Source organism: Bacillus sp. FSL R7-0685 (assembly GCF_038002425.1).
GTDB classification, from domain to species: domain Bacteria; phylum Bacillota; class Bacilli; order Bacillales; family Bacillaceae; genus Bacillus; species Bacillus subtilis.
Map to the genome: position 1 here is coordinate 2270554 of NZ_JBBOCN010000001.1, position 23644 is coordinate 2294197.

At 42.3% G+C, this 23644-nt stretch carries 23 protein-coding genes and 1 riboswitch; of the genes, 2 read left to right on the plus strand and 21 right to left on the minus strand.

Features of this window, described 5'->3' with window-relative positions; translation table 11 throughout:
* Positions 1–14: 14 nt before the first annotated feature.
* The 12 genes from ypeB to MKY50_RS11745 all read right to left on the minus strand — a co-directional run bounded on the left by ypeB (position 15) and on the right by MKY50_RS11745 (position 11728).
* On the minus strand, positions 15–1367 hold the full coding sequence (gene ypeB, locus MKY50_RS11690) for a germination protein YpeB (protein ID WP_003230547.1): 1353 nt from the start codon (positions 1365–1367) through the stop codon (positions 15–17).
* 34 nt (positions 1368–1401) lie between these two features.
* Positions 1402–2319, minus strand: coding sequence for a spore cortex-lytic enzyme (gene sleB, locus MKY50_RS11695; RefSeq protein WP_015714181.1), 918 nt, complete (start codon positions 2317–2319; stop codon positions 1402–1404).
* Between the two features lie 152 nt (positions 2320–2471).
* Complete coding sequence (prsW, locus tag MKY50_RS11700) at positions 2472–3128, minus strand: glutamic-type intramembrane protease PrsW (RefSeq protein WP_014480144.1); 657 nt, start codon at positions 3126–3128, stop codon at positions 2472–2474.
* Between the two features lie 119 nt (positions 3129–3247).
* Positions 3248–4222 carry a YpdA family putative bacillithiol disulfide reductase gene (locus tag MKY50_RS11705; RefSeq protein WP_029317974.1) on the minus strand — a complete coding sequence of 325 codons (975 nt, stop codon included), beginning with the start codon at positions 4220–4222 and terminating at the stop codon, positions 3248–3250.
* A gap of 108 nt (positions 4223–4330) precedes the next feature.
* Positions 4331–5605 carry an NAD-specific glutamate dehydrogenase gene (gene gudB, locus MKY50_RS11710; RefSeq protein WP_003230536.1) on the minus strand — a complete coding sequence of 425 codons (1275 nt, stop codon included), beginning with the start codon at positions 5603–5605 and terminating at the stop codon, positions 4331–4333.
* Positions 5606–5760: 155 nt separating this feature from the next.
* Complete coding sequence (locus MKY50_RS11715) at positions 5761–6345, minus strand: genetic competence negative regulator (protein ID WP_003230533.1); 585 nt, start codon at positions 6343–6345, stop codon at positions 5761–5763.
* A gap of 158 nt (positions 6346–6503) precedes the next feature.
* Positions 6504–7283 (minus strand): metallophosphoesterase, encoded by a 780-nt coding sequence (locus MKY50_RS11720; protein WP_046381152.1) that lies wholly within the window; start codon positions 7281–7283, stop codon positions 6504–6506.
* A gap of 86 nt (positions 7284–7369) precedes the next feature.
* Positions 7370–7813 carry a YpbF family protein gene (locus MKY50_RS11725; protein ID WP_003230531.1) on the minus strand — a complete coding sequence of 148 codons (444 nt, stop codon included), beginning with the start codon at positions 7811–7813 and terminating at the stop codon, positions 7370–7372.
* A 62-nt stretch (positions 7814–7875) separates the two neighbouring features.
* Complete coding sequence (locus MKY50_RS11730) at positions 7876–8607, minus strand: LysM peptidoglycan-binding domain-containing protein (protein WP_212060727.1); 732 nt, start codon at positions 8605–8607, stop codon at positions 7876–7878.
* Entirely contained in the window at positions 8558–9145 is a 588-nt protein-coding gene (locus tag MKY50_RS11735; protein ID WP_283933531.1) for a CPBP family intramembrane glutamic endopeptidase, read from the minus strand. The genes MKY50_RS11730 and MKY50_RS11735 overlap by 50 nt, the downstream gene beginning before the upstream one ends.
* Positions 9146–9186: 41 nt before the next feature.
* A complete protein-coding gene (locus MKY50_RS11740) occupies positions 9187–10677 on the minus strand; it encodes a RecQ family ATP-dependent DNA helicase (RefSeq protein WP_341116712.1) in 1491 nt (496 codons plus the stop codon).
* On the minus strand, positions 10670–11728 hold the full coding sequence (locus tag MKY50_RS11745; RefSeq protein ID WP_041351444.1) for a helix-turn-helix domain-containing protein: 1059 nt from the start codon (positions 11726–11728) through the stop codon (positions 10670–10672). The genes MKY50_RS11740 and MKY50_RS11745 overlap by 8 nt, the downstream gene beginning before the upstream one ends.
* A 265-nt stretch (positions 11729–11993) precedes the next feature.
* Here MKY50_RS11745 and MKY50_RS11750 point away from each other — a divergent pair, with 265 nt between their 5' ends.
* Positions 11994–12242 (plus strand): ferredoxin, encoded by a 249-nt coding sequence (locus MKY50_RS11750; protein WP_003225461.1) that lies wholly within the window; start codon positions 11994–11996, stop codon positions 12240–12242.
* 39 nt (positions 12243–12281) lie between these two features.
* On the opposite strand, the gene fmnP is transcribed toward MKY50_RS11750, so the two are convergent.
* On the minus strand, positions 12282–12854 hold the full coding sequence (gene fmnP, locus MKY50_RS11755; RefSeq protein ID WP_004399159.1) for a riboflavin transporter FmnP: 573 nt from the start codon (positions 12852–12854) through the stop codon (positions 12282–12284).
* 153 nt (positions 12855–13007) lie between these two features.
* Positions 13008–13142, minus strand: a riboswitch (FMN riboswitch).
* Positions 13143–13350: 208 nt separating this feature from the next.
* Here fmnP and serA point away from each other — a divergent pair.
* Positions 13351–14928, plus strand: coding sequence for a phosphoglycerate dehydrogenase (serA, locus tag MKY50_RS11760; RefSeq protein ID WP_004398713.1), 1578 nt, complete (start codon positions 13351–13353; stop codon positions 14926–14928).
* Positions 14929–14970: 42 nt separating this feature from the next.
* Here serA and aroD read toward each other — a convergent pair whose 3' ends face one another.
* The 8 genes from aroD to resA all read right to left on the minus strand — a co-directional run bounded on the left by aroD (position 14971) and on the right by resA (position 23605).
* Positions 14971–15738, minus strand: coding sequence for a type I 3-dehydroquinate dehydratase (gene aroD / locus MKY50_RS11765; RefSeq protein WP_087614600.1), 768 nt, complete (start codon positions 15736–15738; stop codon positions 14971–14973).
* A gap of 111 nt (positions 15739–15849) precedes the next feature.
* On the minus strand, positions 15850–16953 hold the full coding sequence (rsiX, locus tag MKY50_RS11770) for an anti-sigma-X factor RsiX (protein WP_341116716.1): 1104 nt from the start codon (positions 16951–16953) through the stop codon (positions 15850–15852).
* On the minus strand, positions 16889–17473 hold the full coding sequence (gene sigX, locus MKY50_RS11775) for an RNA polymerase sigma factor SigX (protein WP_003230521.1): 585 nt from the start codon (positions 17471–17473) through the stop codon (positions 16889–16891). The genes rsiX and sigX overlap by 65 nt, the downstream gene beginning before the upstream one ends.
* Positions 17474–17676: 203 nt before the next feature.
* Positions 17677–19446: a sensor histidine kinase ResE gene (resE, locus tag MKY50_RS11780; RefSeq protein WP_128474034.1), complete on the minus strand. Its 1770-nt coding sequence runs from the start codon at positions 19444–19446 to the stop codon at positions 17677–17679.
* Positions 19443–20165: a DNA-binding response regulator ResD gene (gene resD / locus MKY50_RS11785; protein ID WP_003246107.1), complete on the minus strand. Its 723-nt coding sequence runs from the start codon at positions 20163–20165 to the stop codon at positions 19443–19445. Before resD ends, resE begins: the two co-directional genes overlap by 4 nt.
* Before the next feature lie 80 nt (positions 20166–20245).
* Positions 20246–21421, minus strand: a complete 1176-nt coding sequence (resC, locus tag MKY50_RS11790; protein ID WP_004398799.1) for a cytochrome c biogenesis protein ResC — start codon at positions 21419–21421, stop codon at positions 20246–20248.
* Between the two features lie 19 nt (positions 21422–21440).
* Positions 21441–23069: a cytochrome c biogenesis protein ResB gene (gene resB / locus MKY50_RS11795; RefSeq protein ID WP_335388639.1), complete on the minus strand. Its 1629-nt coding sequence runs from the start codon at positions 23067–23069 to the stop codon at positions 21441–21443.
* Positions 23066–23605 carry a thiol-disulfide oxidoreductase ResA gene (gene resA / locus MKY50_RS11800; protein WP_341116717.1) on the minus strand — a complete coding sequence of 180 codons (540 nt, stop codon included), beginning with the start codon at positions 23603–23605 and terminating at the stop codon, positions 23066–23068. Before resA ends, resB begins: the two co-directional genes overlap by 4 nt.
* Positions 23606–23644: the final 39 nt, after the last annotated feature.

The window sequence follows — 23644 nt, forward strand, 5'->3', positions numbered from 1 at the left end:
TTTCCTCCTGTTTTTTATAGGTCTTTATATATAGGTTCTGCATTTTTTAGTTTTTCAACCTTTTCTTCCGATCCGTCTTTGGCATTGATATACATTCTGAATGTGTCATTTTCAATTGTCCCAAGCATTTCGTAGCATAACACTTCTTGACCTAGTTCATTTGTAATCAAAGCGAGCCTTGTTTCTCTCACTTGTACATTTTTATTTAATTTAGACTTTGCCTCTGCTTCAGTAATTGCAGGCTTAGGTATGGTTCTTTTTCTGTGAGATGTGAGGAAGTCTCTTGCTGAAAAGCCGACAACCTCACCGTCATCCAAGGCCACTTTCATACGAATTGCCTCGGGGTACATCCGGACTTTATTTTCAACAGGAACATATGAAAATACACCGATTTTATCATATTGGGCACTTTCATCAATTTCCAAATCATCTGTTTCAAATCCGTTTTTCTTTAAAAATGCAAGCGCTCGGTTCGATCCGTCATTTAAACTGATTTTCTGATCTTTCACTTCTCTGTTTTGGATCAAGTATACCGGATGCCCGCCCTTCTTCGTAATATCCATATAAATCACTGCTTTATGGTCTGGGTCTTTCATGCTGATGCTATATACATCGCGATTTGTTTTTTTTCCGCTCTTTACCACTTTAATTGAATAATTGTCATCTGGGGCAAAGCGCTCAGCAATTTGTTTTGCTTCCTGTTCGGAAATTTGTTTTCCCTTCAGATGGCTGAAGCCTTTCTCTTCTTTTTTCGTACTGGTGAAACTCGGGCCAAGATCAGTGCCAGTGGAGAATGCACCAACATTTTTTTCGACTGTTTTAAAGCTGTTGATAATCGTATTATCACTTTGTTTTTCGTCAGAAGCCAGAGCCATTTCTACGTCCATCCAGCGAAGGTTTTTGCTCATGACAAGGTGCTGAACATGACGCAATTCATTTTGTATATCTTCGGACTGCTGATATAGCTTATTTAGTGATGTATACTCGTTTTTATCAAGCGGCTTTTGGTCCAAATCTCTGACTGAAGTTTTATAGCTGAAATCGCCGATCTTTGATAATAGCTCTTCAGTTTTATTAAACGGCATTAATGTAAGCGGCAGCTGACTGACGCTGTTATGAGCTTCTGATGTAATCCTCCACACATCGATCAATGCAGGCGACAGTGATTTTTGGCTGTTCATGGCAAGTGTTGTTCCGATTTTATCATGAAGCTGATCCACCTGATAGGTAAGCTCATGAAACGCCCGCTGATAGTTATTTTCAGCATGAAGAAGAACTGCGTCTTTTTCCTGGTGTTCTTTGTATCCCCAGTAGCCTGTACCGACTATTGCAATACCAAGCACGGCGATTAAAATTCCTCTGATCATTTATCACACCTCTTTTTATGCTTTTTCATATCTGCTACTCACAGAAAATGTGTTTACCGATTCTTTTAATCTGCGGACGCCCCCAAATCCACGGACTTGTAGCCGTATCCGGATTAAAGTAGTAAAGTGCTTCCTCTGATGGGTCCCAGCCATTGATGGCATCCAGCACTGCTTCTCGTGCCGTTTCATTCGGCTGCATGTAAATTTGTCCGTCGGCTACTGCTGTGAAGGCAAGCGGCTCAAAAATAACCCCCGCTACTGAATTTGGAAATAACGGGCTGTTCAAACGGTTTAAAATGACTGCTGCAATAGCAACCTGCCCCTCGTACGGCTCGCCCCGGGCTTCGCCATAAACCGCTTGAGCAAGCAGCCTGATATCGTTGTTGGAAAATCCACCAGGCATATTCGCTGCTACCGCATCCTGTTTTCTTGCTTTTGCTGGTGTATTGTTTTGCTGTTTATTCGCATTCGCTTTAGGCTGCTGCGTTGTTTTTTCCGCAGGCTGTTTCTGCCGTGCTTCTGCTTGTTGTCTTGCCTTTTGTGTTGCTGCTTTTGATGGTTTCGTCTGATACTTTAGCGGAATTTTTCCGTAATGCGTGAATGTATTCCCTTTATTGAGCTGTTCCATGACATATTCACGATAGTATTTTGATTTACATATTAAGGTTTGCTTTGTTTTAGCTCCTACAAGGCCGTCAACCTCTTTTAACCCGAATTGATCCTGAAAATTTCGAACTGCCCAGTACGTCCCCCATCCATAAACCCCGTCAATTTTTCCGTTATAATATCCGTTGTATTGAAGACGCGCCTGAAGTTCGACCACATCATCCCCTGTTGCCCCTCTTTGAATGACCTGATTCGAAAAGGCAGAGATCGTTTCAGTATTAATAAACGTCGTTATTGTAAAGGAAAAAAGGATGAGACATGCCATAATCGATCCTTTGGACTTCATCTTTTCAAGCCTCCTACTGCAAATTTTTAAGTGTAATCGTATTTTCTGTAACGAGGTTATTTTTATACACTCTTTCCTTGTTATCCCTCAGAACATAAAAACTCTTTTGTAAAAACTGCACACAAAAAAGCCGCACGGTTGCTGTGCGGCTTCTATACTTGCATCATATTAACGGAACGGGCTTTTTTCGCTTTACGCAAACCAAACCACCATAAAAATACCATAAATGGAAGCATATAATAAATCCAATTGCTAAGCGCTGTTAGGATAAAATCATATGATCCATGCAAAAGGGATGGGACAACTAAAGAAAGAGTAAGCCACTTTACACGCGCCTTATCAGCGGAAAAACGGGCTTTTCCAAGGTAAAATCCCATTATAACGCCAATCAAGGCATGGCATGAAACAGGCAGCAGCGCCCTGACAAACGCATGCTCCACGCCGTGGCCAATTAAATAAAGAATATTTTCGAGGGTTGCAAAACCGAGTGATACACTTGTACCGTACACAATCCCGTCATAATGCTCATCAAAGTGGGCGTGCGGGTAGACACTGATCATCAGTATAAACCATTTTAATGATTCCTCCAAAAACCCCGAAGATAAAAAAGAAACGAAAAAGCTTCCGCCTCCTACATTCTCTTTTTCAAGTACATACTGGATAAACATGATGGGAAATACAAGAACAACCCCGAGAAAAAACGACCGTAGCACCATATGTACAGGTTCATTATCATACTGATCTTTTAAATAAAAATAACTTAATAACGCGATGCCGGGGGCAATTCCTGCAGAGATGATTGCAAACATCAGGCAACCTCTTTCCTTTATATTCCTACGTCTATCCTACCATGTTGTTTAAAATTTTACATCTGTCTGCACTTAAAAAAACAAAAAGAGCATACGAATGCATCATATGCTCCTCATCTTTAATGGTTTTCTCTTTTGGCGATTTCCGCTGCGATATGCCCCCCGTGAAACCTGCCGTTTTCAATAAATATTTCATTTGCATTGTTTCCCGCAGCAATAACACCGGCAATAAAGACACCTTCAACGTTCGTTTCCATCGTTTCTTCGTTGAAATATGGACGCCCTGTTTCTTTATCAATTTCAACACCAATTTTTTCAAGAAATTGATGATCAGGATGATAGCCTGTCATGGCAAATACAAAATCATTTTTAATGGTAATGAGTTCTTTCTCTCCGGAGCGAAACACAACTTCATCCTCGGTGATTTTTTCGACACAAGCGCCAAATTCCATACGGATTGTACCGTTTCTGACGAGAGCTTCAAATTCCGGCAGAATCCACGGCTTAATGCTTGGAGAATACTCATTGCCCCTATATAAAACTGTGACACGCGCCCCAGATTTCACGAGTTCAAGGGCGGCGTCCACGCTTGAATTTTTCCCGCCGATAACAACAACATCTTTATCAAAATACGGGTGGCCTTCTTTAAAATAATGAAATACTTTCGGCAAATCCTCACCGGGTATATTCATATAGTTTGGATGATCATAATAGCCTGTGGCGATGATACAATATGGCGTCGTGTAGGTCTCTTTTGACGTCTCAATAACGAATGTGTTTTTTTGCGTTTTCGTCACTTTATGCACCATTTCAAACGCATTAACACGGATGTTTTTCCGTTTAACGACTTCACGGTAATACGATAAAGCCTGGATTCTGACAGGCTTCCTGTTCTCTGTAATAAATGCGACATCTCCGATTTCGAGCTTTTCACTTGAGCTGAAAAAGGTTTGATGCGTCGGATAATTGTAAATACTGTTAACGACATTGCCTTTTTCAATGACGAGGGCATCAATGCCAATTTGTTTTAGGTGAATGGCAGCAGATAGTCCACAAGGTCCTCCGCCTATAATAATTGCTTTTTCTTGAATCATTTCTGTCAACTCCTGCGATTGGCATTTCACTTCATATTTTCTATTTCCGAATAAAAAAATCTCCTATTTTATCATAGGAGATTTTTTATTTTTATGCAAATCATCAACTTATATCCAGCCTCTAAAACGCGAAGCTTCAGCCATTTTGCGAACGCCGACCATATATGCAGCGAGCCTCATGTCAATTCTTCGGTTGTTAGCCATTTCATAAATATTGTTAAATGATTTGACCATCATTTTTTCTAATTTTTCTTCTACCTCTTCTTCACTCCAGTAGAAGCCTTGGTTATTCTGAACCCATTCAAAATAAGAAACTGTTACGCCACCGGCACTTGCCAGCACGTCTGGTACAAGCAGAATGTCCCGGTCTGAAAGAATTTTTGTTCCTTCAAGCGTTGTTGGCCCATTCGCTGCTTCAACGACAATTTTAGCCCGGATATTATGGGCATTTTCTTCTGTAATTTGATTTTCAATCGCAGCAGGAACGAGAATATCACAATCCAGCTCCAGCAGCTCTTGGTTGGTAATGGTATCGTTGAAAAGCTTTGTTACGGTACCGAAGCTGTCGCGTCGGTCGAGTAAATAATCGATATCAAGGCCTTCCGGATCATAAAGTCCGCCATACGCATCTGAGATGCCGACAACTTTTGCCCCCGCATCATGCATAAATTTTGCCAAATAGCTTCCCGCGTTTCCGAAGCCTTGGACAACGACACGCGCACCTTTAATATCGATACCTCTCTTCTTAGCCGCTTCTTTAATACAGATGGTAACACCTTTTGCTGTCGCAGATTCTCTCCCGTGAGATCCGCCAAGCACAAGCGGTTTGCCTGTAATAAATCCAGGCGAATTAAATTCATCAATTCTTGAATACTCATCCATCATCCAAGCCATGATTTGTGAGTTTGTAAATACATCCGGTGCCGGCACGTCTTTTGTCGGGCCGACAATTTGGCTGATCGCTCTGACATACCCTCTGCTCAGACGCTCAAGCTCTCTAAACGACATATCCCTTGGATCACAAACAATTCCGCCTTTACCACCGCCATATGGAAGATCAATTATGCCGCATTTTAAACTCATCCAAATTGAAAGCGCCTTCACCTCTTTTTCTGTTACGTTCGGGTGAAAACGTATCCCGCCTTTCGTTGGACCGACAGAGTCATTGTGCTGCGCACGATATCCTGTAAAAATCTTTACTGAACCGTCGTCCATACGAACAGGTATTTTTACCGTTAATAATCTCATCGGCTCTTTTAACAATTCGTATACCTCTTCGGGATATCCCAATTTTTCCAGAGCCTTATGTATTACGGTTTGGGTTGATTTTAATACATCAAGTTTGTCCTCTTCTGTATGACCGGTGTTTCGATCGGCTGCCATTTGAGTTAACCTCCTAGAATCTTCTGTTTCTCACATGCTCCCTTTCAGAGAATAGTATACACCTTCATATGATCTGTGCATAGAATAAACGTTATGTTTTTCCATGTTTTTTAACGAAAAAAAACTGCTGAAATCAGCAGTTTTCCGTTGCATTCTTATGAAAAATGAGTTTGTATCGTCTCTACGGCATTACCGTCCATAATGAGCTTACCATACTCTTGCAGGCGATAAATCGTTAAAGTTGTCGGATTGCCGTATTCAGCCAGAACCGCCACAACCCCTTCAGCCGTATGTGACCCTAGATCTTCAAGGCTTAAAAAGTACTGCCCGTCATAGTGGTAGACAGTTCCCCCTGTGATACCGATTCGCTGTAAGCTTTCTGAAAGCTGAATGATATCTTCAAAGGAATGGAATTGATATATGATGTCCGCGCTTTCATCAAGCTTGACTTGCATTTCGATGTAATCATCATCATACTCATCGTCTTCTGAATCGGCGTCTTGGTTCTTTGTTACAATCACGACCATCCCTTGTGCTTGGAGAGAATACACTTCCACTGCAATCGGTCCATTCGCTTCAAAGCCGAGCTCTGTATTTGCTTCATTCATCATATCTTTAAATAACTGGTGGACTTTAAATGAGTCCTTCCAGAGGTCTTCTTTTGTCAATCCCCGGTCTGTCAAATCATCGAGGGTTAAAAAGATTTTGATCTTATTATAATTCAGACGCTCAAGCCGCATAACGTTCCCTCCTGCCTCTACTTGCACACAAATCATATAACACATTATATGAGATGATGAGTCATAGGTTCTTAATTGTTATCAGTTTACACTGAGTTCACTAGTAAGACAAGCACAATGCAGTTTTTATTGCCATATGGATTTTTGCTTTTTAGAAGTTATTCTGGCCCGCAAAGAGTCACAATGTGTGTTTCAGGCTCAGCACCTAAACGAAGAGGCACTTTTGTCGTGCCGTAGCCGTTGCTGATCAGATATGCCGCGTTTTTAACAATACCTGTTTTCCCCAGTTCATAAGGACCGAATTTTCCAAACCTGATCTGGCCTCCATGGGTATGTCCGCTGAGTATCACATCAATACCGTCATCTTCATTGATTTGTTCATGAATCTCCGGATTATGGCAAACCAGAATATTCAGCTGGCTTTCATCAAGTTCTTTGATGGCTTCCTCATAATGATCCATCTCCATCCTGATATCATCAACCCCCGCAATCGCAATCGTATGCCCATTGTATGAAAACGGGACTGACTCATTTCTCAGAGTGATGACGCCGTGCGCTTTAAATATGGAATACAGCTTATGCTGCCTGACTTCATAATCATTATTCCCCCACACAAACACGATAGGGACCCCGAATTGTACGAGCCTTTTGATGTTTTCCTCGATTCTCGCACTGGGCACCCCGCCCTCAGCTAAATCACCGCCGATTATAACCAAGTGGGGGGCATGGCTTCGCGCTTTTTCTAAAAGGTCTTGATCGATGAGACGTTTGTGAATGTCTGAAATAAAAAAGATTGTCAGAGGCGGCTTGCCCTTCATCTTTGATAAAGGAAACGTATGTGTCTTCAAATGATTGCCTTTTGCTGTTGCATACATTTTTGCCGTCATTGCCGCTGCCGCAACAGTTAGTACACCGGCAATTTTCACTGATAGCTTCATAAAAAACTCTCCATTCTTTTTAGAACTTATCAATAAGACGGACAATAAAAAAAAGACGTTTCTATCGTTTGAGAAAACGCCCCATTTTATTTACTTTCAAAATATAGATTAATGTCATATTTGTGCTTCATCATGTGAAAAACAGACTCTCTCGCCTTCCATTTATCGGGCTGCGGCCAGAGATCAGTGCTTTTCTGAATAATTTCACATCTCAGTTTATGGAAATCAGTCTCGGATTTTTCTTCCTTTTTCTTGAAATAATATGAAGTGCAGTAGGCAAAAGCGGTTGCCAGCATCCAAAATAAATAAAAGGTATGGCTAAGTATTTCTTGAAGTATAAGCTGAGGCTCCGGGCTTTTGATCATGATCATAACACATAATAAGCCTAGGCAGATAAGTGAAGCCCATCGCCATCTGCGGCATTGCGCTGCATAATTTTCGAATTTTTGTTTTCGTTTTACAAGCGCTTGGAGCATCTGTTTGGTCGGCGCGTCTGTAAACTGATCCAGCTGATTCCATAAGGATTCCATACGCTTCACACCTTGTCCATTTTCATTGCTACAATATATGAACGTAAAATAAAAATAATACCCTATTCATCCATTAAGGGGATGTCCAAAACTTGTCCGGTGTAAACATCATTTCCATTCAGATGATTATACGCTCGAATTTTTTCTTCTCCTGTCCGGCTTTTATAATACTTCATGGAAATGCGGTATAGCGTTTCTTTCTTTTGGACGGTGTGCTTGACAACGCGATTCGGCACATTTTGAACTGGCTCAGCCGGCTGCTGTTGCTGTTCTTGCTGTTGTACTGTTGATTGGGAAGAGGAAGCAGCCGCGGCGGTTGCTTCCTCCTTATTTGCCGAGTCTTCTTTTTCCGCTACAGCAGTCTGTTTCTTATCAGCAGCTGTTTGCTCTTTTGGCTTGGAATCTTCAGGCTCTTTTTTTGACTCCTTCTGCAGTGCGGTTTCTTTAGTGTCTGCGGTATCGTTTTTATCCTCTGATTTCGGGACAACCTCATATTTGCTTTGGCTGCTGTCAATAAAAACATCTTCATAATCGTCATGATTATCCGGGTGGCTCTTTAGATAAAATAAGGTGACTAAAACGATAACCGGCACAAATACAAATATTACTGCGAGTACTGTGAATAATGGCGTTTTTGTTTTGCCTTGCTTTTTTTTCTGTTCTCTTTGATTTTTTACAGATTGTCTTGTCGGAAGGCTTTCTCCATCATCGGCATAATCGTCCGCCAATGCGGCGTTTTGATCTTCATAAAGATTCTGGGCTTTTCTTCTCTCTACTCTCGACATGTTCGTCATGTTTATCCCTCCTCACATGTTCAAAACGAATCTGACAGGCAAACACGGCATCAATGATAAAATGCGCCGTCATCGGAACAAATAAGTTGCCGGTCCATTCATACATCAGACCGAGCAAAAAGCTGATTGCTGTCACCATAATAAATAACAGCCATTTTGACAAATACCGAAAGTGCAGAGCGGCAAATATAAGGCTGGCCGCCCATAAACCGATATGAGTCTGCAGCACTCCCCTGAATAACATTTCTTCCGCGAAAGCAATCAGAAGCGTTAAAAATATAATATGAGGGATTGACCTCTTACTGAATATTTTTTTATTGATTCCGCCGTCATCATATAAATGAGACGGAAACCATTTCATTACTGCCATATCGGCTAAAATAACAATAACAGCTATAGAAACACCATACCAGATGATTCGCATATCGCGAATGTCCCAGAGCTTTAATACGTCCCGTACATCCTCAAAAAAGAACAGTCCTGCTGCAGCAGCGGCAAAGATGATGAGTAGCTGCGTCAAATATAACTGCTTCAGCATATCACGGTCAGACATATGCTGAATATAATCTTTTTGCTGTTTCAGTTCAGCTCACCTACAGTCTGCAAGCTGAATATCCGGTGCAATTCCGAACTCCAGCTGTCTAATGGCGCCATTTTACTCCGTGCCCCTTTTTGTTCATACAAGGATAAATCAAAACCGCAATGTGAACAGCACGGGAGGTTTCCGTCATCAGGCTCGTATGATTCATCAAAGTAGGTTAACAGTGCCTGCCTTAAACAGCCGTCACGCTGAAGCAAAAATGATACACGGTGCATTTTTTCCAGTTTCAGCTCCATGCGATATGAAATTTCTTTCTTCATCAGTTCAACTGATGTTTTTCCCTGCATAAAGAGATGAATCATCGTACGGGCCTGTGTCTCTCCGACGCCATACTGAAGTAATACGTCACGAAGCCTTCTCTCATCCCGCTCCTCCGTCTTCTCTAGCACACGGATTACGTCGGCGATTTCTTCAGCTGTGACACTCTCCATCTGGATAATCTGTTCCTGCAATTCAAAATCCCCTGGCGCCCGCAGCAAAATGCTGACACTCGGCTTTCCGTCGCGTCCCGCTCTGCCGATTTCCTGCATAAAAGCTTCTGCCGTCTGCGGGAGGTGAAAATGAATTACATATCTGATATCAGGTTTATCGACACCCATTCCAAACGCATTCGTACAACATATCACATCAAGCTGGTTATGAATAAACTGCTGCTGAATTAAAATCCTGTCCCCTGACTCCAAACCGCCATGGTAAAAGTCGGCTCTGCTGCTCGTTTTGCTTTTAATTTCACCCGCTAATTCCTCGGCCCATTTCCGTGTTGGACAATAAACAATTCCCGGACCTTGCAGGTTTTCAACCAGCTGAATGACCCTATCTATTTTTTCGGCAGTATCCGCCGCATTTTCAACCCTCAGTGCGATGTTTGGGCGGTTGACTGAGTTGAGATGGCGTACAGCATGCTGCAGCTCCAGCAGGTTCATGACATCTTGCAGCGTTTCCTTTGTAGCCGTGGCGGTCAATGCCAGAACGGGCGGGTGTCCGAGTTTTTTTCTCAGCTGTCCGAGCTTTGAATAATCAGGCCTGAAGTCGTGTCCCCATTCAGAAATACAATGCGCTTCGTCAATAACAAATAGGCTGATCGGGACGCTTTTCAATTTTTCCAATACATATGGAGACTGTAAAGCTTCAGGAGACAAGTACAAAAATTTATATCGATGAATATGTTCTAAAACAAATTGTCTTTCCTGCCTGTTAAGCATGCTGTTCAAAGCTGCAGCACGCTTTTCCCCCCGGGCTTTCAGCTGCTGCACCTGATCCTCCATTAAAGAAAGCAGTGGAGAAACGATTAATACCATGCCGTCAAGCATATAACCAGGCAGCTGATAGCAAAGCGATTTCCCTCCCCCAGTCGGGAGCATTGCAATGGTATCCTTCCCGCTGAGTATGCTTTCAATAATGTCCTGCTGCCCTTTTTTAAAGGAAGTAAAACCAAAAAACTGATATAACGTTTGCTGTAATTTAGTCATATTGCTGCACCTGCTTTGTCAATGCCAGTCTGATTTGAAAGTAGCTGAACCGCTGTTCCAGCCCGTCGCGAATTTGTTTGATTTTATTCGTCCGCATCCGTTTGGCAAACTCTGCGATTTGAAGCTGGTCTTCTGCTGATACATAGTCATTAATCATAAACGCAGGCTCATGGAGAGAAATCTCGACAATGTGGTCTTCAATCGTCGCTGTTTTCAGCTTTCTGATTTCAGCAATTCGCTGTATCGGAAACCCTTGTTTGACCATCTGCCATGTTTTCCTCGTCGACTCTGTCAGGGCATTATCTAAGTGCACATCAGAAAGGAGATCCTTTAACAAAGCATCTTCACACTCCGGAAGAGAATGAATAAAATAATGTACCGAAGCCCAAAACATGATATAGACATACCATTCGTCTTCTTTCAGCGTATCAGCAAGCTGCCTGCTCGTATAACCGATCCGATGGTGCGCGGTTAAGGAGTAGACAAAAATTTGCGCTGCTTTGTTTTCAATCTTTTTTAAATGCGCCTCAAGCATGGCAAAAAGGCTTTTTGCCATCTCTATATGATCCGTATGCCGGGACAGGTATTTCTTTACCCAGTGAAGTGTCTTATGATCCTTAGTTACAGGGATATACTGCCTGCTCCCTTGCTGTTTATGGGATAGGACCTGCACAAGCAGCGAAAGTCTTTTCCAAAGCACACCGGCAGCCTGCTGATAATGAGCGCCGTGACAATGAACGGGCCAAGGCCGCTCGCTAAGGGCATGCCTTAAAACTGCTGCGCCGCTGGCTGTCACTTTGTATGTATCTGATTCAGACATTGGCGCGAGATATGAATGCTTTTCAAGCTTGTCAAGCGACGCAGAAATATCGCTTCTCGAACATTTTGCCGCCATTCCAAAGTATTTTGCAGTCTGAAATAAGCCGGCATCTTGAATGGTCTGTGACGATCTCTTGCCTTTGAATAGGTGAAAAACAGCGCTTCCCGACCGTTCCCCGTTTATTTTGCAAAGACAATCGAGAACCATAATATCGAAGTAATTTAATGACAACCTATCCACCTACATTCTTCCTGACAAAAATCGTTGATTTGCTCTTTTTATTTTAACAGATTTCAAACAGAAATCGACGTTTAAAGTCATCATTAAGGGGGATGTTATGTAGATAACCCCTTATGTGATAAGCATTCTCAATCATTTTTCTGTTGAAATGTGGCAGCAACATCATTACAATAAGTAAGAGGAATAGGTGTTAAATTGATTAAATATAAAGATTGATCCATTTGTTCCACCAAGAACAATCTGGGAGGTTTTATTCATGGCAAAGTACACAATCGTAGACAAAGATACATGTATTGCATGCGGCGCTTGCGGAGCTGCTGCACCAGACATTTACGATTACGATGATGAAGGCATCGCGTTCGTAACGCTTGATGAAAACAAAGGTGTTGTCGAAGTTCCTGAGGTACTGGAAGAAGATATGATTGACGCATTTGAAGGATGCCCTACTGATTCCATCAAAGTGGCGGATGAGCCATTTGAAGGCGACCCGCTTAAATTTGAATAGAAGTAACTAAAAAAAGCTCCCGAACGGGAGCTTTTTTATTTAATGGATATGTGCACTTCGCTGCTGCTCAATCCATGGCTTAAGCTTGATAAAAATTAGTGAGAATACAACCGTAATTACAATACCTTTTATCATGTTAAACGGCAGGATACCTGCGACGACTGCTGTTTTTAGCGCGCTGTCGGATAATGCCGGTGAATGTAAAAACCACGTGTATGCCGGAAGAATCAGAACATAATTTAAAATACTCATTAAAATGGTCATCGCTGCAGTTCCCAAAAGCAGGCTGACAGCCAAGCCCTTTGCTGAGTTGAGTTTTTTAAATAAGAAAGCAGTCGGTAATATAAAGAGTGTTCCTGCAATAAAATTCGCAACTTGCCCTACAGGAACTCCGGCCATGCTTCCCTGAATGATATACTGAAGAACATTTTTTATCGCTTCTACGGCAATACCCGCCAAAGGTCCGTAAATCAGAATGGCAATAATAGCGGGAACGTCGCTAAAATCGATTTTTAAATAATCCGGAAGACCCGGAAACGGGAAATTTAACAGCATCAAAACAAATGCAATGCTGCTCAGCATGCTGACCACAACTAATTTTTTTACTTTCACTTCATTCTCTCCTTTTCGATCACATCTTACTCGAAAACGGAAAGGTTCTTTTCCAGCCAATAAAAAAACCGCTTCATATATAAAAGCGGGGTTTCGAAAATTAGGCTAGGCAAAGAAACGTTTGAAAAATTCAATTTCAAAACGCTTATGAACCTCCATCTTCTCCCATCCAGACTGTACTGTCGGCTCCGGAATCTCACCGAATCCTGCTGTAAAGACAGCTCGCGGGCTTAGAGCCATTGGCTCATCACCGCCGGTAGGGAATTTCACCCTGCCCCGAAGATTGATCATATGAAATTTAATTACATTATAAACGATAACTGGTTGGCTGTATAGAGAATTGCTTCAAATTATATATATTACCTGCAAGCTGTCAGATCATTGATTTATTAGGCTTTACTTTTATCCTTTACTGCGTCAATACACGTTGACACTCTTTTGAGAATATGTTAAATTATCAGATATTTAGTTTGTCAATTTAGGAGGAAATCTAACGATGTTTCGAGTATTGGTCTCAGACAAAATGAGCAACGACGGTTTACAGCCACTTATTGAATCAGACTTTATTGAAATCGTTCAAAAAAACGTAGCAGATGCAGAAGATGAATTACATACTTTTGATGCTCTTTTGGTGCGAAGCGCGACAAAAGTAACAGAAGACCTTTTCAACAAAATGACTTCTTTAAAAATTGTCGGAAGAGCCGGTGTCGGTGTCGATAATATCGATATTGATGAGGCTACGAAACACGGGGTAATTGTGATCAATGCTCCGAACGGCAACACCATTTCGACAGCTGAGCATACATTTGCAATGATCTCTTCTTTAATGAGACACATTCCGCAGGCTAATATCTCAGTGAAATCCAGAGAGTGGAACCGCACAGCTTATGTCGGTTCAGAGCTTTATGGAAAAACGCTTGGTATTGTAGGATTAGGCCGAATCGGAAGTGAAATTGCACAGCGTGCGAGAGCGTTCGGTATGACTGTGCACGTTTTTGATCCTTTCTTAACGGAAGAAAGAGCGAAAAAAATCGGCGTAAACAGCCGTACATTTGAAGAAGTGCTTGAAAGTGCGGATATCATTACCGTTCACACGCCTTTAACAAAAGAAACAAAAGGCTTATTGAATAAAGAAACGATTGCAAAAACGAAAAAAGGCGTTCGCTTAATTAACTGTGCGCGAGGCGGAATTATCGATGAAGCAGCACTTCTCGAAGCTTTGGAAAACGGGCATGTTGCGGGAGCGGCTCTTGACGTTTTCGAAGTTGAACCGCCAGTTGACAACAAACTTGTTGATCATCCATTAGTCATTGCCACTCCTCACTTGGGAGCATCAACGAAAGAAGCACAGCTCAATGTCGCCGCCCAAGTGTCAGAAGAAGTTCTGCAGTTCGCAAAAGGCCTGCCTGTCATGTCAGCTATCAACCTGCCTGCCATGACAAAAGATGAATTTGCTAAAATTAAGCCTTACCATCAAATTGCAGGAAAAATTGGCAGCCTTGTATCACAGTGCATGAAAGAACCAGTACAGGATGTTGCCATTCAATATGAAGGCACAATTGCTAAACTTGAAACATCGTTCATTACAAAAGCCCTTCTGTCAGGCTTTTTAAAACCGCGCGTAGACTCTACTGTTAATGAGGTCAATGCCGGGGGTGTCGCAAAAGAACGCGGCATCAGCTTCAGTGAAAAAATTTCCTCTTCTGAATCTGGATACGATAACTGCATCAGCGTAAAAGTGACAGGAGACCGCAGCACCTTTACTGTAACGGCTACGTATATTCCTCATTTCGGAGAACGAATTGTCGAGATCAATGGATTTAATATTGATTTTTATCCGACAGGTCACTTGGTGTATATCCAGCATCAAGATACAACAGGTGTCATCGGCCGAGTAGGACGTATTCTCGGAGATAATGATATTAACATTGCAACTATGCAGGTTGGCCGTAAGGAAAAAGGCGGAGAAGCCATCATGATGCTTTCCTTTGACAGACATCTGGAAGATAAAATTGTGAAAGAACTAACAAATGTCCCTGATATTGTGTCTGTGAAACTCATTGATCTGCCATAATCAAAAAAACTCAAGCTATATAGCTTGAGTTTTTTTATTGTTCTATCCCCGTGTGTTTTTATGCAAAATATCTAAGACACTCCTTAGCTCAGAAACAGGAATTTGGCCTGGTGCGGACGCCTCTTCTCCAGCTCCAAAAGTACAAGCCGATCCAAAAACCTCACCGCTCAGCCTGCTGATAAGCCCTGTTGCAGCCATTGACATTGTAATAATGGGACGGTCTGCATATTTTGTTTTCATTGTATACGTCGCATCAAGCAGCGTTAGGAGATCTCCAGTATCATTCGGCATGACAGCCATTTTTGGAATATGCGCGCCTAATTCCTGCATTTTTCGAAGTCTGGAAAGAATTTCATCTTTTACAGGTGTTTTTTCAAAGTCGTGATTTGACATCACCACATAGACGTTGTTTTCTTCCGCCAGCGATACTAACGCCTTTACATTTGCATCTCCTGAAAATAATTCGATATCTATCAGATCGATGTCTTTTGTTTGGATTGCCGATTCCAGCAAAGCAAGATAGGAGCTTCCGTCCATCTCCATGCTCCCGCCCTCTTTGTGGGTTCTGAATGTAAATAGAAATAGCTTGTCTTCTAAAGATTTACGAAGCTTAGAAATGAGCTTTGTGACCGCTTCTCTGTCATTCGCTTTTTCAAATACGTCGACTCTCCATTCAACAATGTCCGGATTCAGTAATTTTACTGCCTCTGCTTCATTCAGAATTTGTTTTTCCGTCTTTCCCATCAGCGGAACGATGATTTTCGGCATTCCTTCCCCGATGGAAACTCCTTTAATTGTTAACACGTTCACTCATCTCAAATCCTTTCAATCGTTACCTTGTTTTATTATACACGTACAACTTTTTTTTGAAAATTTCTATTATATGAATAGCAACTAAAAAAGAGCCTCAAAGGGCCCATTTTAGTTTAAGAAAATCGGATTTGGAGCAGCCGGTACCGGAATTGCATCTGATACGTCATATTTGCCGATTTTGTTTGTTCTGGTTTCGGTAAAGGTCACTTCTGTGAAGCCAAACTCTTTTGCGGTTAAAAGAAGTCCCTCAATCATTAAAATACCGGCAATAGAATCCTCAACTTCTGAGTCCTTTGAAAAGCGGATATATAAGTGTTTCTGTTTCTTCGTTACAGATTGGACAGCACCCGCTTGAATAAGAGGTGTCGTATCTTCTTGGCTGCTCGATTCCATTTCCTTAATCGCTTCTTTTACTGTATCAAATGTTTTTTCTGACGGAATGAGAAAGTTCCCTTGTTTATTTTTGTACAAGTAGTAAGCTCTTTTTGACTGTTTGGGAATCGAAATTTCCGTAAAAGTGCCATATGAGCCAATCCGAACCCCAGTCTCATTTTGATCCGATAAAAATTTGACTTTTTCATAAGGACTCCATTTTAAGGATTCTTTAAGCAATTTTTTTAACAGGGTATCATCTTTTACAGAAAATGCCGTAGCTGGCTGATGGACTCGTATACTTAATTCCTTCTGCTTTGGTTTTTCTTTTATTTCTACTTCATCTATGAAGGATGGAATTGTAATGGCATGATCCAAGATATCCAATTCACTACTTACAGTCAGCATGTCCTGGATCGTTTGGTATGCATTTGTTTTTTGAATGCTGACGGGTATAATTGCAGATGTATCGGCATCAGCAACTGCTACAGTGATGTAATTGTCTTGTTCCTTTTCAGGTACAACAAACGATGTATGATCCAGGGATGATGCAGCTTTTGGGCTGTCTTCTGTCTCAGTTTTCGTTACTGCGTTCTCTTGGGACGCTTCTTTTTGTTGAGGCTGTGCCTGATCAAAGAAATGAGGAGTAATAATGAAGGCGATATAAACCGCAATTGCAGCGGCACACGCGGGGCCAATCCACTTGACAGCGGGCTTATTTTTACGCTTTGCCATCGTCAGCCGCTTGTAAATATCCTGAGGCGAACGATGGTCTTTAACTGCCGGAAGTTGACTTAACAACTCCTTTATCTGTTCTTCGTTCCATTCTGACTTCATCATCCATTAGCTCCTCCCTCAAAAGCTCCATATGTTTCCGAAGTACTTTGAGCCCTCTGTGTTGGGTCGTTTTTACTTTGCTTTCCGAGAAGCGCAGAGCCTTGGCTGTTTCCTGTATTGAATATCCCTGAATAAACCGCAAGATAATCACAGCTCTTTGATCGATTGTACATTGATCAAGCGCAGCATAAATTTCCCGGACATTTTCATGTTGAACCGCAAGTTCGTCCGGCAGCAATTGCTGATCCCTGACATCCTGTGTATCCCAGTCAAATGTACCGAGTATACGCTGTCTGATTGTTTGCTGTTTACGGAACCAGTCTATCGCAACATGGCGTGCGATAGACAAAAGCCATGTTTTTTCACTGCTTCTTCCTTCAAACGTATGATAAGAATTTAATACCCGGATATAAACCTCTTGAAGAAGGTCTTCTGTCTGGTTTTTATCCTTTACCATATAAAATAAAAATTGGTACAAATCTTGATGATATGTATCATATAATAATTGAAAGGTTTCTTCCATTTGAAACCCCTCCGTTCACTTTTTTGTCGTATGAATAGCTTGAAAAGTTACATTACAACTATATTACGAGTAACTGGAATTTGGAAGGGAATTTATATTAACATATCCTTAAATTTTATTAATGTTGGCTATTAAAAAAACACCCGCTCAGTCAGCGGGTGTTTCTTATGGAACAAGATTCTTCGGCAAATTCAGACTCGATTTTACCGTTTTGTCGGAATATAAAAAGTAAATGTTGTTCCTTTATCTATTCGGCTGTGCACAGTGATTGATCCGTTGTGGGCTTCCACGATATTTTTAACGATAGCCAGCCCTAACCCGGTTCCTGCTCTGCCCCTTGTCCGCGCTTTATCTGCCTTATAAAACCGCTCAAAGATAAATGGCAGATCTTCTTCCGGTATGCCAGACCCGGAGTCTTTGATATCAATTTTCAATCCATCCTTCACAGAATGGACTGAAATGGAGACACTGCCGCCGGCTGAAGTATGCCGCAGCGCGTTATCAATCAAATTGGTAAATACCTGCTCCATCTTGTCTTCATCAAACATAAATTCCTCTTCTGTGAGAGAAATGTCATGATCTAAAGCAATATTTTTTTCTTTCGCAACACCGGAAAACTTCCGAATGATCTTTTCTAAAAACTCATTCACATTGATTTTTTCATAATGTAAGCCTGTATGGCCTGATTCCATTCGGGCTAAATCAAGCAAATCATTAACTAAACGGCCCATTCGGAGCGATTCGTCATAAATGATTTGGGCAATTTCTTTCCGGTCTTCTTCAGAGCTTGCAATGTCATCAACAATTGCTTCACTGTATCCCTGAAGCATGGAGATCGGTGTTCTCAGCTCATGACTGACATTTGCGATAAAGTCCTCCCGCAGCTTATCAAGGCGGCGTTCTTCTGTCATGTCACGCAGTACGGCAACCGCTCCTCTTACGTGCGATTCCGCATAAAGCGGCGACATCAAAAGCACCCATGATCTGCCTTGCAGCGTCATCTCAATCATTTGTTCTTTTTCAGTGCTGACAGCGTTTTGAAACAGCTCTTTTGCTTCAGGCGGAAGGTTGTCGCCTTCTTTGATATTCATGTTCTGTTCATAATACCAAGCCTGAAGAAAACGTTCAGCCGGCGGGTTGGTCACAAGAATCGCACCGTCAATATTAATGGTAATAACCCCGTCAGCCATACTGCTCAAAATGTTAGAAAGCTGCTCTTTTTCTTGATTGAGCGCATTGATATGAAAGTTAAGCTGCCGGCCCATTTGATTAAAAGCGGTCGCCAGTTCACCGATTTCATCCTGAGTTAAAATCGGGATTTTTGTATCGAACTTGCCCTTCGCCAAATCCTGCGCGCCTTCTCTCATTTTTCGGAGAGGGTACGTGACCCTGCTTGATAAAAAGAATGCGAAAAATGTGGTCAGCACAATCGCAATTCCAGCGGCAAGAAAAATATAGCGGGTCGTATGTTTTGTTGTATCTTTAACGGCAAGCAAAGACTGGGATAAAAAGACCATGCCTTTCTTTCCGTCTTTTTCATACGGGACACCTACAATCAGGCGTTCATTATCCGTGTCGGTATCGCTCAGTCCCGTCCGTTTGCTTACTTTTTTATGGTCTTTGAGAGCTTTATTTAAATCTTTGTCATGCTGTATTTGCTCAACCGTAATAGACGACAGGCGATTTTTATCATTCGGAGAATACCAGTGGTTCTTCTCATCCTGGATGATGGCAATGCTTGTTAAGTTATCAGCGAGCTCCCAAGTGATTGACCTTGCCAGTGCCTGGTCCTCGTGATTTTCTAGGATGACAGCAACTTTATTCGCAAGCTGTGTTAAATCATTCTCGGCTTCTTCCACATGGTAGTTTTCAATAAACTCCAGCAAAAGAACCGTTAAAATGAACAATACGATCAAGACGAGTGAAAGGATCGTAAACCACAGCTTGCCTACTACGCTTTTCCAAAATTTCATTCAGCGCCGACCTCAAATTTATAACCTACACCCCATACGGTGACAATTTTTTTCGCAGCTTCCGGAGATACCTTGTTCAGCTTCTCTCTCAAGCGTTTGACGTGAGTGTCCACTGTCCGTAAATCACCAAAAAACTCATATTGCCACACTTCTTTCAGAAGCTTTTCCCGATCATACACCTTGTCAGGCGTTTTCGCTAAGAAATATAGAAGCTCATACTCTTTTGGCGTCAGGCTCACTTCTGTACCATCAGCTGTTACGCGGTGAGCATCATGGTCTATGGACAGATGTGAAAACACGAGCACATTTTTCGTCGGTGTATTGGCATTGAAATAAGAAGTTTGGGATGCTCTTCTCAAAAGGGCTTTTACACGCAGCACGACTTCTCTCGGGCTGAACGGCTTAACAATATAATCATCTGTTCCCGCTTCAAACCCCTGCACCCGGTTTGCTTCTTCTCCTTTTGCGGTCAGCATGATAATGGGTGTCGCTTTTTTTTCGCGAATTTGCCGGCACACTTCAATTCCATCAGTCCCCGGCATCATCAGATCAAGCAAAATTAAGTCATAATTGGCTTCAAGCCCTTTGGCAATGGCTTCATCACCATTTTCAGCTTCATCTATAGCATAATTTTCACGTTCAAGATACATTCTTAAAAGGCGGCGAATTCTGGCTTCGTCATCAACTACTAATATTTTTGTTTCGTTCGTTTGGTCCATGTTTTCCCCCTGCTTTCCTTCTGTTACTTTCATTTTATCAAATCGCGAGAAAGTTTGAGAACTGTGTCGCTTTCAAAGGACTATGCATAAGAATGAAGTCCGGCAAGCACAAGATTTACGAATATTAAATTAAACATAATAATAGCAAAACCGATTACGGCCAGCCATGCTGACTTCTCACCGTGCCAGCCTCTTGACAGTCTTAAATGCAAGTAGGCGGCATAGAACAAAAATGTGATCAGCGCCCATACTTCCTTAGGGTCCCAGCCCCAAAATCTGGTCCACGCGAGCTGAGCCCAAATCATTGCAAAGATCAGCGCGCCGAGTGTAAAGATCGGAAATCCGATTGATACGGCCCTGTACCCAACCTCATCCACCAGATCAAGATTGACGTTTTTCACCAGCGGATGTAATAGAGCGCTGATTCTTTTTCTGATGATCAGACGGAGAGCCCCATACAACACAAGACCTGCTCCAAATGACCAAATGACAGTGTTCACTTTTCTGCCTGAGAAAAGCGCGGGAAGATCAACAAGCGGTTCCATTCTTCCTTCGGTCAAAAGCTCTCCCTGATGCGGACCGACAAGCGCGGGCATTTCGTACACCATCACGCTTTTTTCTTTACTTTTGTCCACCCAGTTAAACTCCGCTTCATAGCCTGCAAGACGAAATGCTGATGTGATTGCAATAAAGGCGACGGTTGTGACCAGGATAAACATAATCGCTTCAAGCCAGAAGGTCTTTTTGCTTGGCTTTGTCTGATCTACATGCTTCAAAAGAAAGATGACACCAGCGACAAAGCTGATGGCAAGTATAGCTTGCCCAAGCGCGGCCGTTGTTACGTGAATATACAGCCAGTTGCTTTGGAGCGAAGGAATTAAAGGCGAGATATCTGTCGGAAACATGCTGGCGTAGGCAATCAGCAATAAAGCAATTGACAGCGTAAACAGGCCTAATGAAGGCAATCTATAGAGAAAATAAAGAATGATAAACGCCAAAACAAGCATCATGCCAAAAGCGGTGGTGAATTCAAACATATTGCTGACCGGCGCATGGCCGCTGGCAGCCCACCTTGTGATGAAATATCCAAGGTGGCAGAAAAAACCGACAATAGAAAGGGTGATTCCAATGTTGGCCCATCGGTTTGGCCTGCCCTTTTTATCTTTATTCCCGCGTATGGCCCCGCCGAAAATTGGTACAGCGATTAAATACACAAGAAAGGCCGCATAAAGAAAATTTCCGCTCAGCTCTGCCATGACATCACTCCCTTTTCGCCTATTTCTGTGTTTTGATTAATTCTTTTTGGTCCGCCGGTTCAGTCAGTCCGGAATCAGCCAATATAAATGCTAAATCCTTCTTCAGGCCAAACCAGTTTTTATTGGTATGCCCCGCTACCATAACTGCGCCGTCCTGTGAGTGCAGCCAAATTCTTCGATGCTGCCAGTACATACCTTGAATGACACCGATCATAAAAATGGCTCCGCCGACAGCAAGCACCCAGAGTGTCAGATCCTTTCTGACTGTAAGTCCAGTAATGTTTTTCGTTTCGACATGGTCAAATTTCAGCTTGTATTTATTATTGCCTGATCCTTCGATGGTTTCTTGGATGGCGACAAAGCTCTTTTCGCCTTTCGGTTTGTCCGGCGTTATAATATTAAAGACAAAAGCCGGATTGTTAGGGATCTTTGTTTTTGTGCTCGGCTCTCCGTCCTGATTAAAATAGAAGTCAGGCAGGTAGCTGGCGATTTCCACCTTGTAACCGTTGCCAAGATCATAGACCGAATCTGGATCCAGAAGGTTGATCTTCAGGCTCCCAAAGGATTTTTTTGTTTTTTTATCAATCAGCTGGAACACCATTTTGTCAAGCTGATTCTCTTTGTAATCCACCTGGTAAACGGAAAAAGAATCAAAACGCAGCGGCTGATTGACACGGATGTCTTCTTCTGTTACTTTTTTCAGCTTCGGCTTCTCGCCATAAACAATTTTTCCTTCTCTCTTGTAGAGTACGGCATCGGTTTGAAAGTTCTTTGCCACTCTACCGTCCCCGACTCTGTCAATGGCATCTGCAAATACCTTTTTTTCTGTTTTGCTGTTATAGGTCTCTACGCTGAATTGATTGTTTTTTAAATAATATTTTCCGTCTGTACCCGGAATTGCTGCGGTTTCGCCTTCTCTGACCCAAAGCGTCTCATCGACGTACATGCCAGGCACAAATCTCAGCATCGCACCAATCAGAAAGATGATCAATCCAATATGGTTGACATACGGGCCCCAGCGGGAAAAGCGTCCTTTTTCAGCAAGAATGCTGCCCTCTTTTTCTCTGATTCTATAATGTTTTTTCTTTAATAGAGCAACTATCTTTTCTTTCGATTCCCCGTTCAGTACTGTAACTGTTTCACTGAACAAGCGCTGCCTTCTTAAAAAAGCCGGGCTCCTTCTGACGCCTTGGTTTTTTAACGCTCTGTACAACGGAATGACCCGATCAAGGCTGCAAATCACAAGTGAAATGCCGATCGAGGCAATGAGCAGCAAATACCACCAAGAACCATATAAATGATGAAACCCGAGCAAATAATAGAGCTGGCCGAACGTGCCGTACTGCTCCTTGTAATAAGTATCAGCCTGTGCGCCCGGAGGCAGATAGGCTTCCTGGGGAAAAATGGTGCCGAACGCTGATGCGGCAAGGGTTATGACGATAAGCCATATTCCCACCTTAACCGAGGAAAAGAAATTCCAAATTTTATCGATGATCGTTTTGTTATAGGTTTGCGAACGTCTTGCGCTTCCGTCATATCTCATATCAGCGAGCGGAGGTTGAGTTTCCTGAAGAGCTCTTCCGCACGATTCGCATAAAACGGTTCCGACCGGGTTTATATGTCCGCATTCACATTTGACTTGCTTCATCCCGAAGTCTCTCCGGGTTTTATGAGATTCATATAATCGTGTATCATGCTTTCTGTCATAGTGCCGGCCACCACCTTGACAACTTTTCCTTCCGGATTGATCAAAAAGGTTGTCGGAAGCGGAGATACGTCATAGGCATCAAGCACTTGGCGATCTGTATCCAGAACAACCGGGAAATTGACTCCGTAGGATTTCATAAAATTATGTACTGCTATCTTTGACTCCCCAACATTTACAGCGACAATTTCAACACCTTGGCTTTTAAAATGCTTATATTGGTTTGCCATATAAGGAAACTCTTTTTTGCACGGTTCACACCATGTACCCCAGAAATTCAAAAAAACACCTTTCCCTTTTAAGTCACTGAGCTCGATACGTTTCCCATTCGTATCCTCAAGGACAAAATTCGGTGCGTCGGACCCTTCGGATATACTCTCTTTGCCGGCAAATACAGCATTGTAAATGGTATAGCCGAGTGCGCAGATTAAAACGAGAAGGATGCCGGTCCGAATGAATAAACGCCTTTTTTTCTTCATTGTCCACTGCCCCCTTCCCCCTATTGCAGATCCATTCAA

What these genes read in the sequence shown, in the direction of transcription:
- resE (WP_128474034.1), bottom strand. Translation starts at nt 19,446, where the DNA reads ATGAAATTTTGGAAAAGCGTAGTAGGCAAGCTGTGGTTTACGATCCTT.
- rsiX (WP_341116716.1), bottom strand. Translation starts at nt 16,953, where the DNA reads ATGATGAAGTCAGAATGGAACGAAGAACAGATAAAGGAGTTGTTAAGT.
- ypeB (WP_003230547.1), bottom strand. Translation starts at nt 1,367, where the DNA reads ATGATCAGAGGAATTTTAATCGCCGTGCTTGGTATTGCAATAGTCGGT.
- MKY50_RS11740 (WP_341116712.1), bottom strand. Translation starts at nt 10,677, where the DNA reads ATGACTAAATTACAGCAAACGTTATATCAGTTTTTTGGTTTTACTTCC.
- prsW (WP_014480144.1), bottom strand. Translation starts at nt 3,128, where the DNA reads ATGTTTGCAATCATCTCTGCAGGAATTGCCCCCGGCATCGCGTTATTA.
- gudB (WP_003230536.1), bottom strand. Translation starts at nt 5,605, where the DNA reads ATGGCAGCCGATCGAAACACCGGTCATACAGAAGAGGACAAACTTGAT.
- MKY50_RS11720 (WP_046381152.1), bottom strand. Translation starts at nt 7,283, where the DNA reads ATGAAGCTATCAGTGAAAATTGCCGGTGTACTAACTGTTGCGGCAGCG.
- MKY50_RS11705 (WP_029317974.1), bottom strand. Translation starts at nt 4,222, where the DNA reads ATGATTCAAGAAAAAGCAATTATTATAGGCGGAGGACCTTGTGGACTA.
- resD (WP_003246107.1), bottom strand. Translation starts at nt 20,165, where the DNA reads ATGGACCAAACGAACGAAACAAAAATATTAGTAGTTGATGACGAAGCC.
- MKY50_RS11735 (WP_283933531.1), bottom strand. Translation starts at nt 9,145, where the DNA reads ATGCTGAAGCAGTTATATTTGACGCAGCTACTCATCATCTTTGCCGCT.
- sleB (WP_015714181.1), bottom strand. Translation starts at nt 2,319, where the DNA reads ATGAAGTCCAAAGGATCGATTATGGCATGTCTCATCCTTTTTTCCTTT.
- resA (WP_341116717.1), bottom strand. Translation starts at nt 23,605, where the DNA reads ATGAAGAAAAAAAGGCGTTTATTCATTCGGACCGGCATCCTTCTCGTT.
- MKY50_RS11750 (WP_003225461.1), top strand. Translation starts at nt 11,994, where the DNA reads ATGGCAAAGTACACAATCGTAGACAAAGATACATGTATTGCATGCGGC.
- MKY50_RS11725 (WP_003230531.1), bottom strand. Translation starts at nt 7,813, where the DNA reads ATGGAATCCTTATGGAATCAGCTGGATCAGTTTACAGACGCGCCGACC.
- sigX (WP_003230521.1), bottom strand. Translation starts at nt 17,473, where the DNA reads ATGGAAGAAACCTTTCAATTATTATATGATACATATCATCAAGATTTG.
- MKY50_RS11715 (WP_003230533.1), bottom strand. Translation starts at nt 6,345, where the DNA reads ATGCGGCTTGAGCGTCTGAATTATAATAAGATCAAAATCTTTTTAACC.
- MKY50_RS11730 (WP_212060727.1), bottom strand. Translation starts at nt 8,607, where the DNA reads ATGACGAACATGTCGAGAGTAGAGAGAAGAAAAGCCCAGAATCTTTAT.
- resC (WP_004398799.1), bottom strand. Translation starts at nt 21,421, where the DNA reads ATGGCAGAGCTGAGCGGAAATTTTCTTTATGCGGCCTTTCTTGTGTAT.
- resB (WP_335388639.1), bottom strand. Translation starts at nt 23,069, where the DNA reads ATGAAGCAAGTCAAATGTGAATGCGGACATATAAACCCGGTCGGAACC.
- serA (WP_004398713.1), top strand. Translation starts at nt 13,351, where the DNA reads ATGTTTCGAGTATTGGTCTCAGACAAAATGAGCAACGACGGTTTACAG.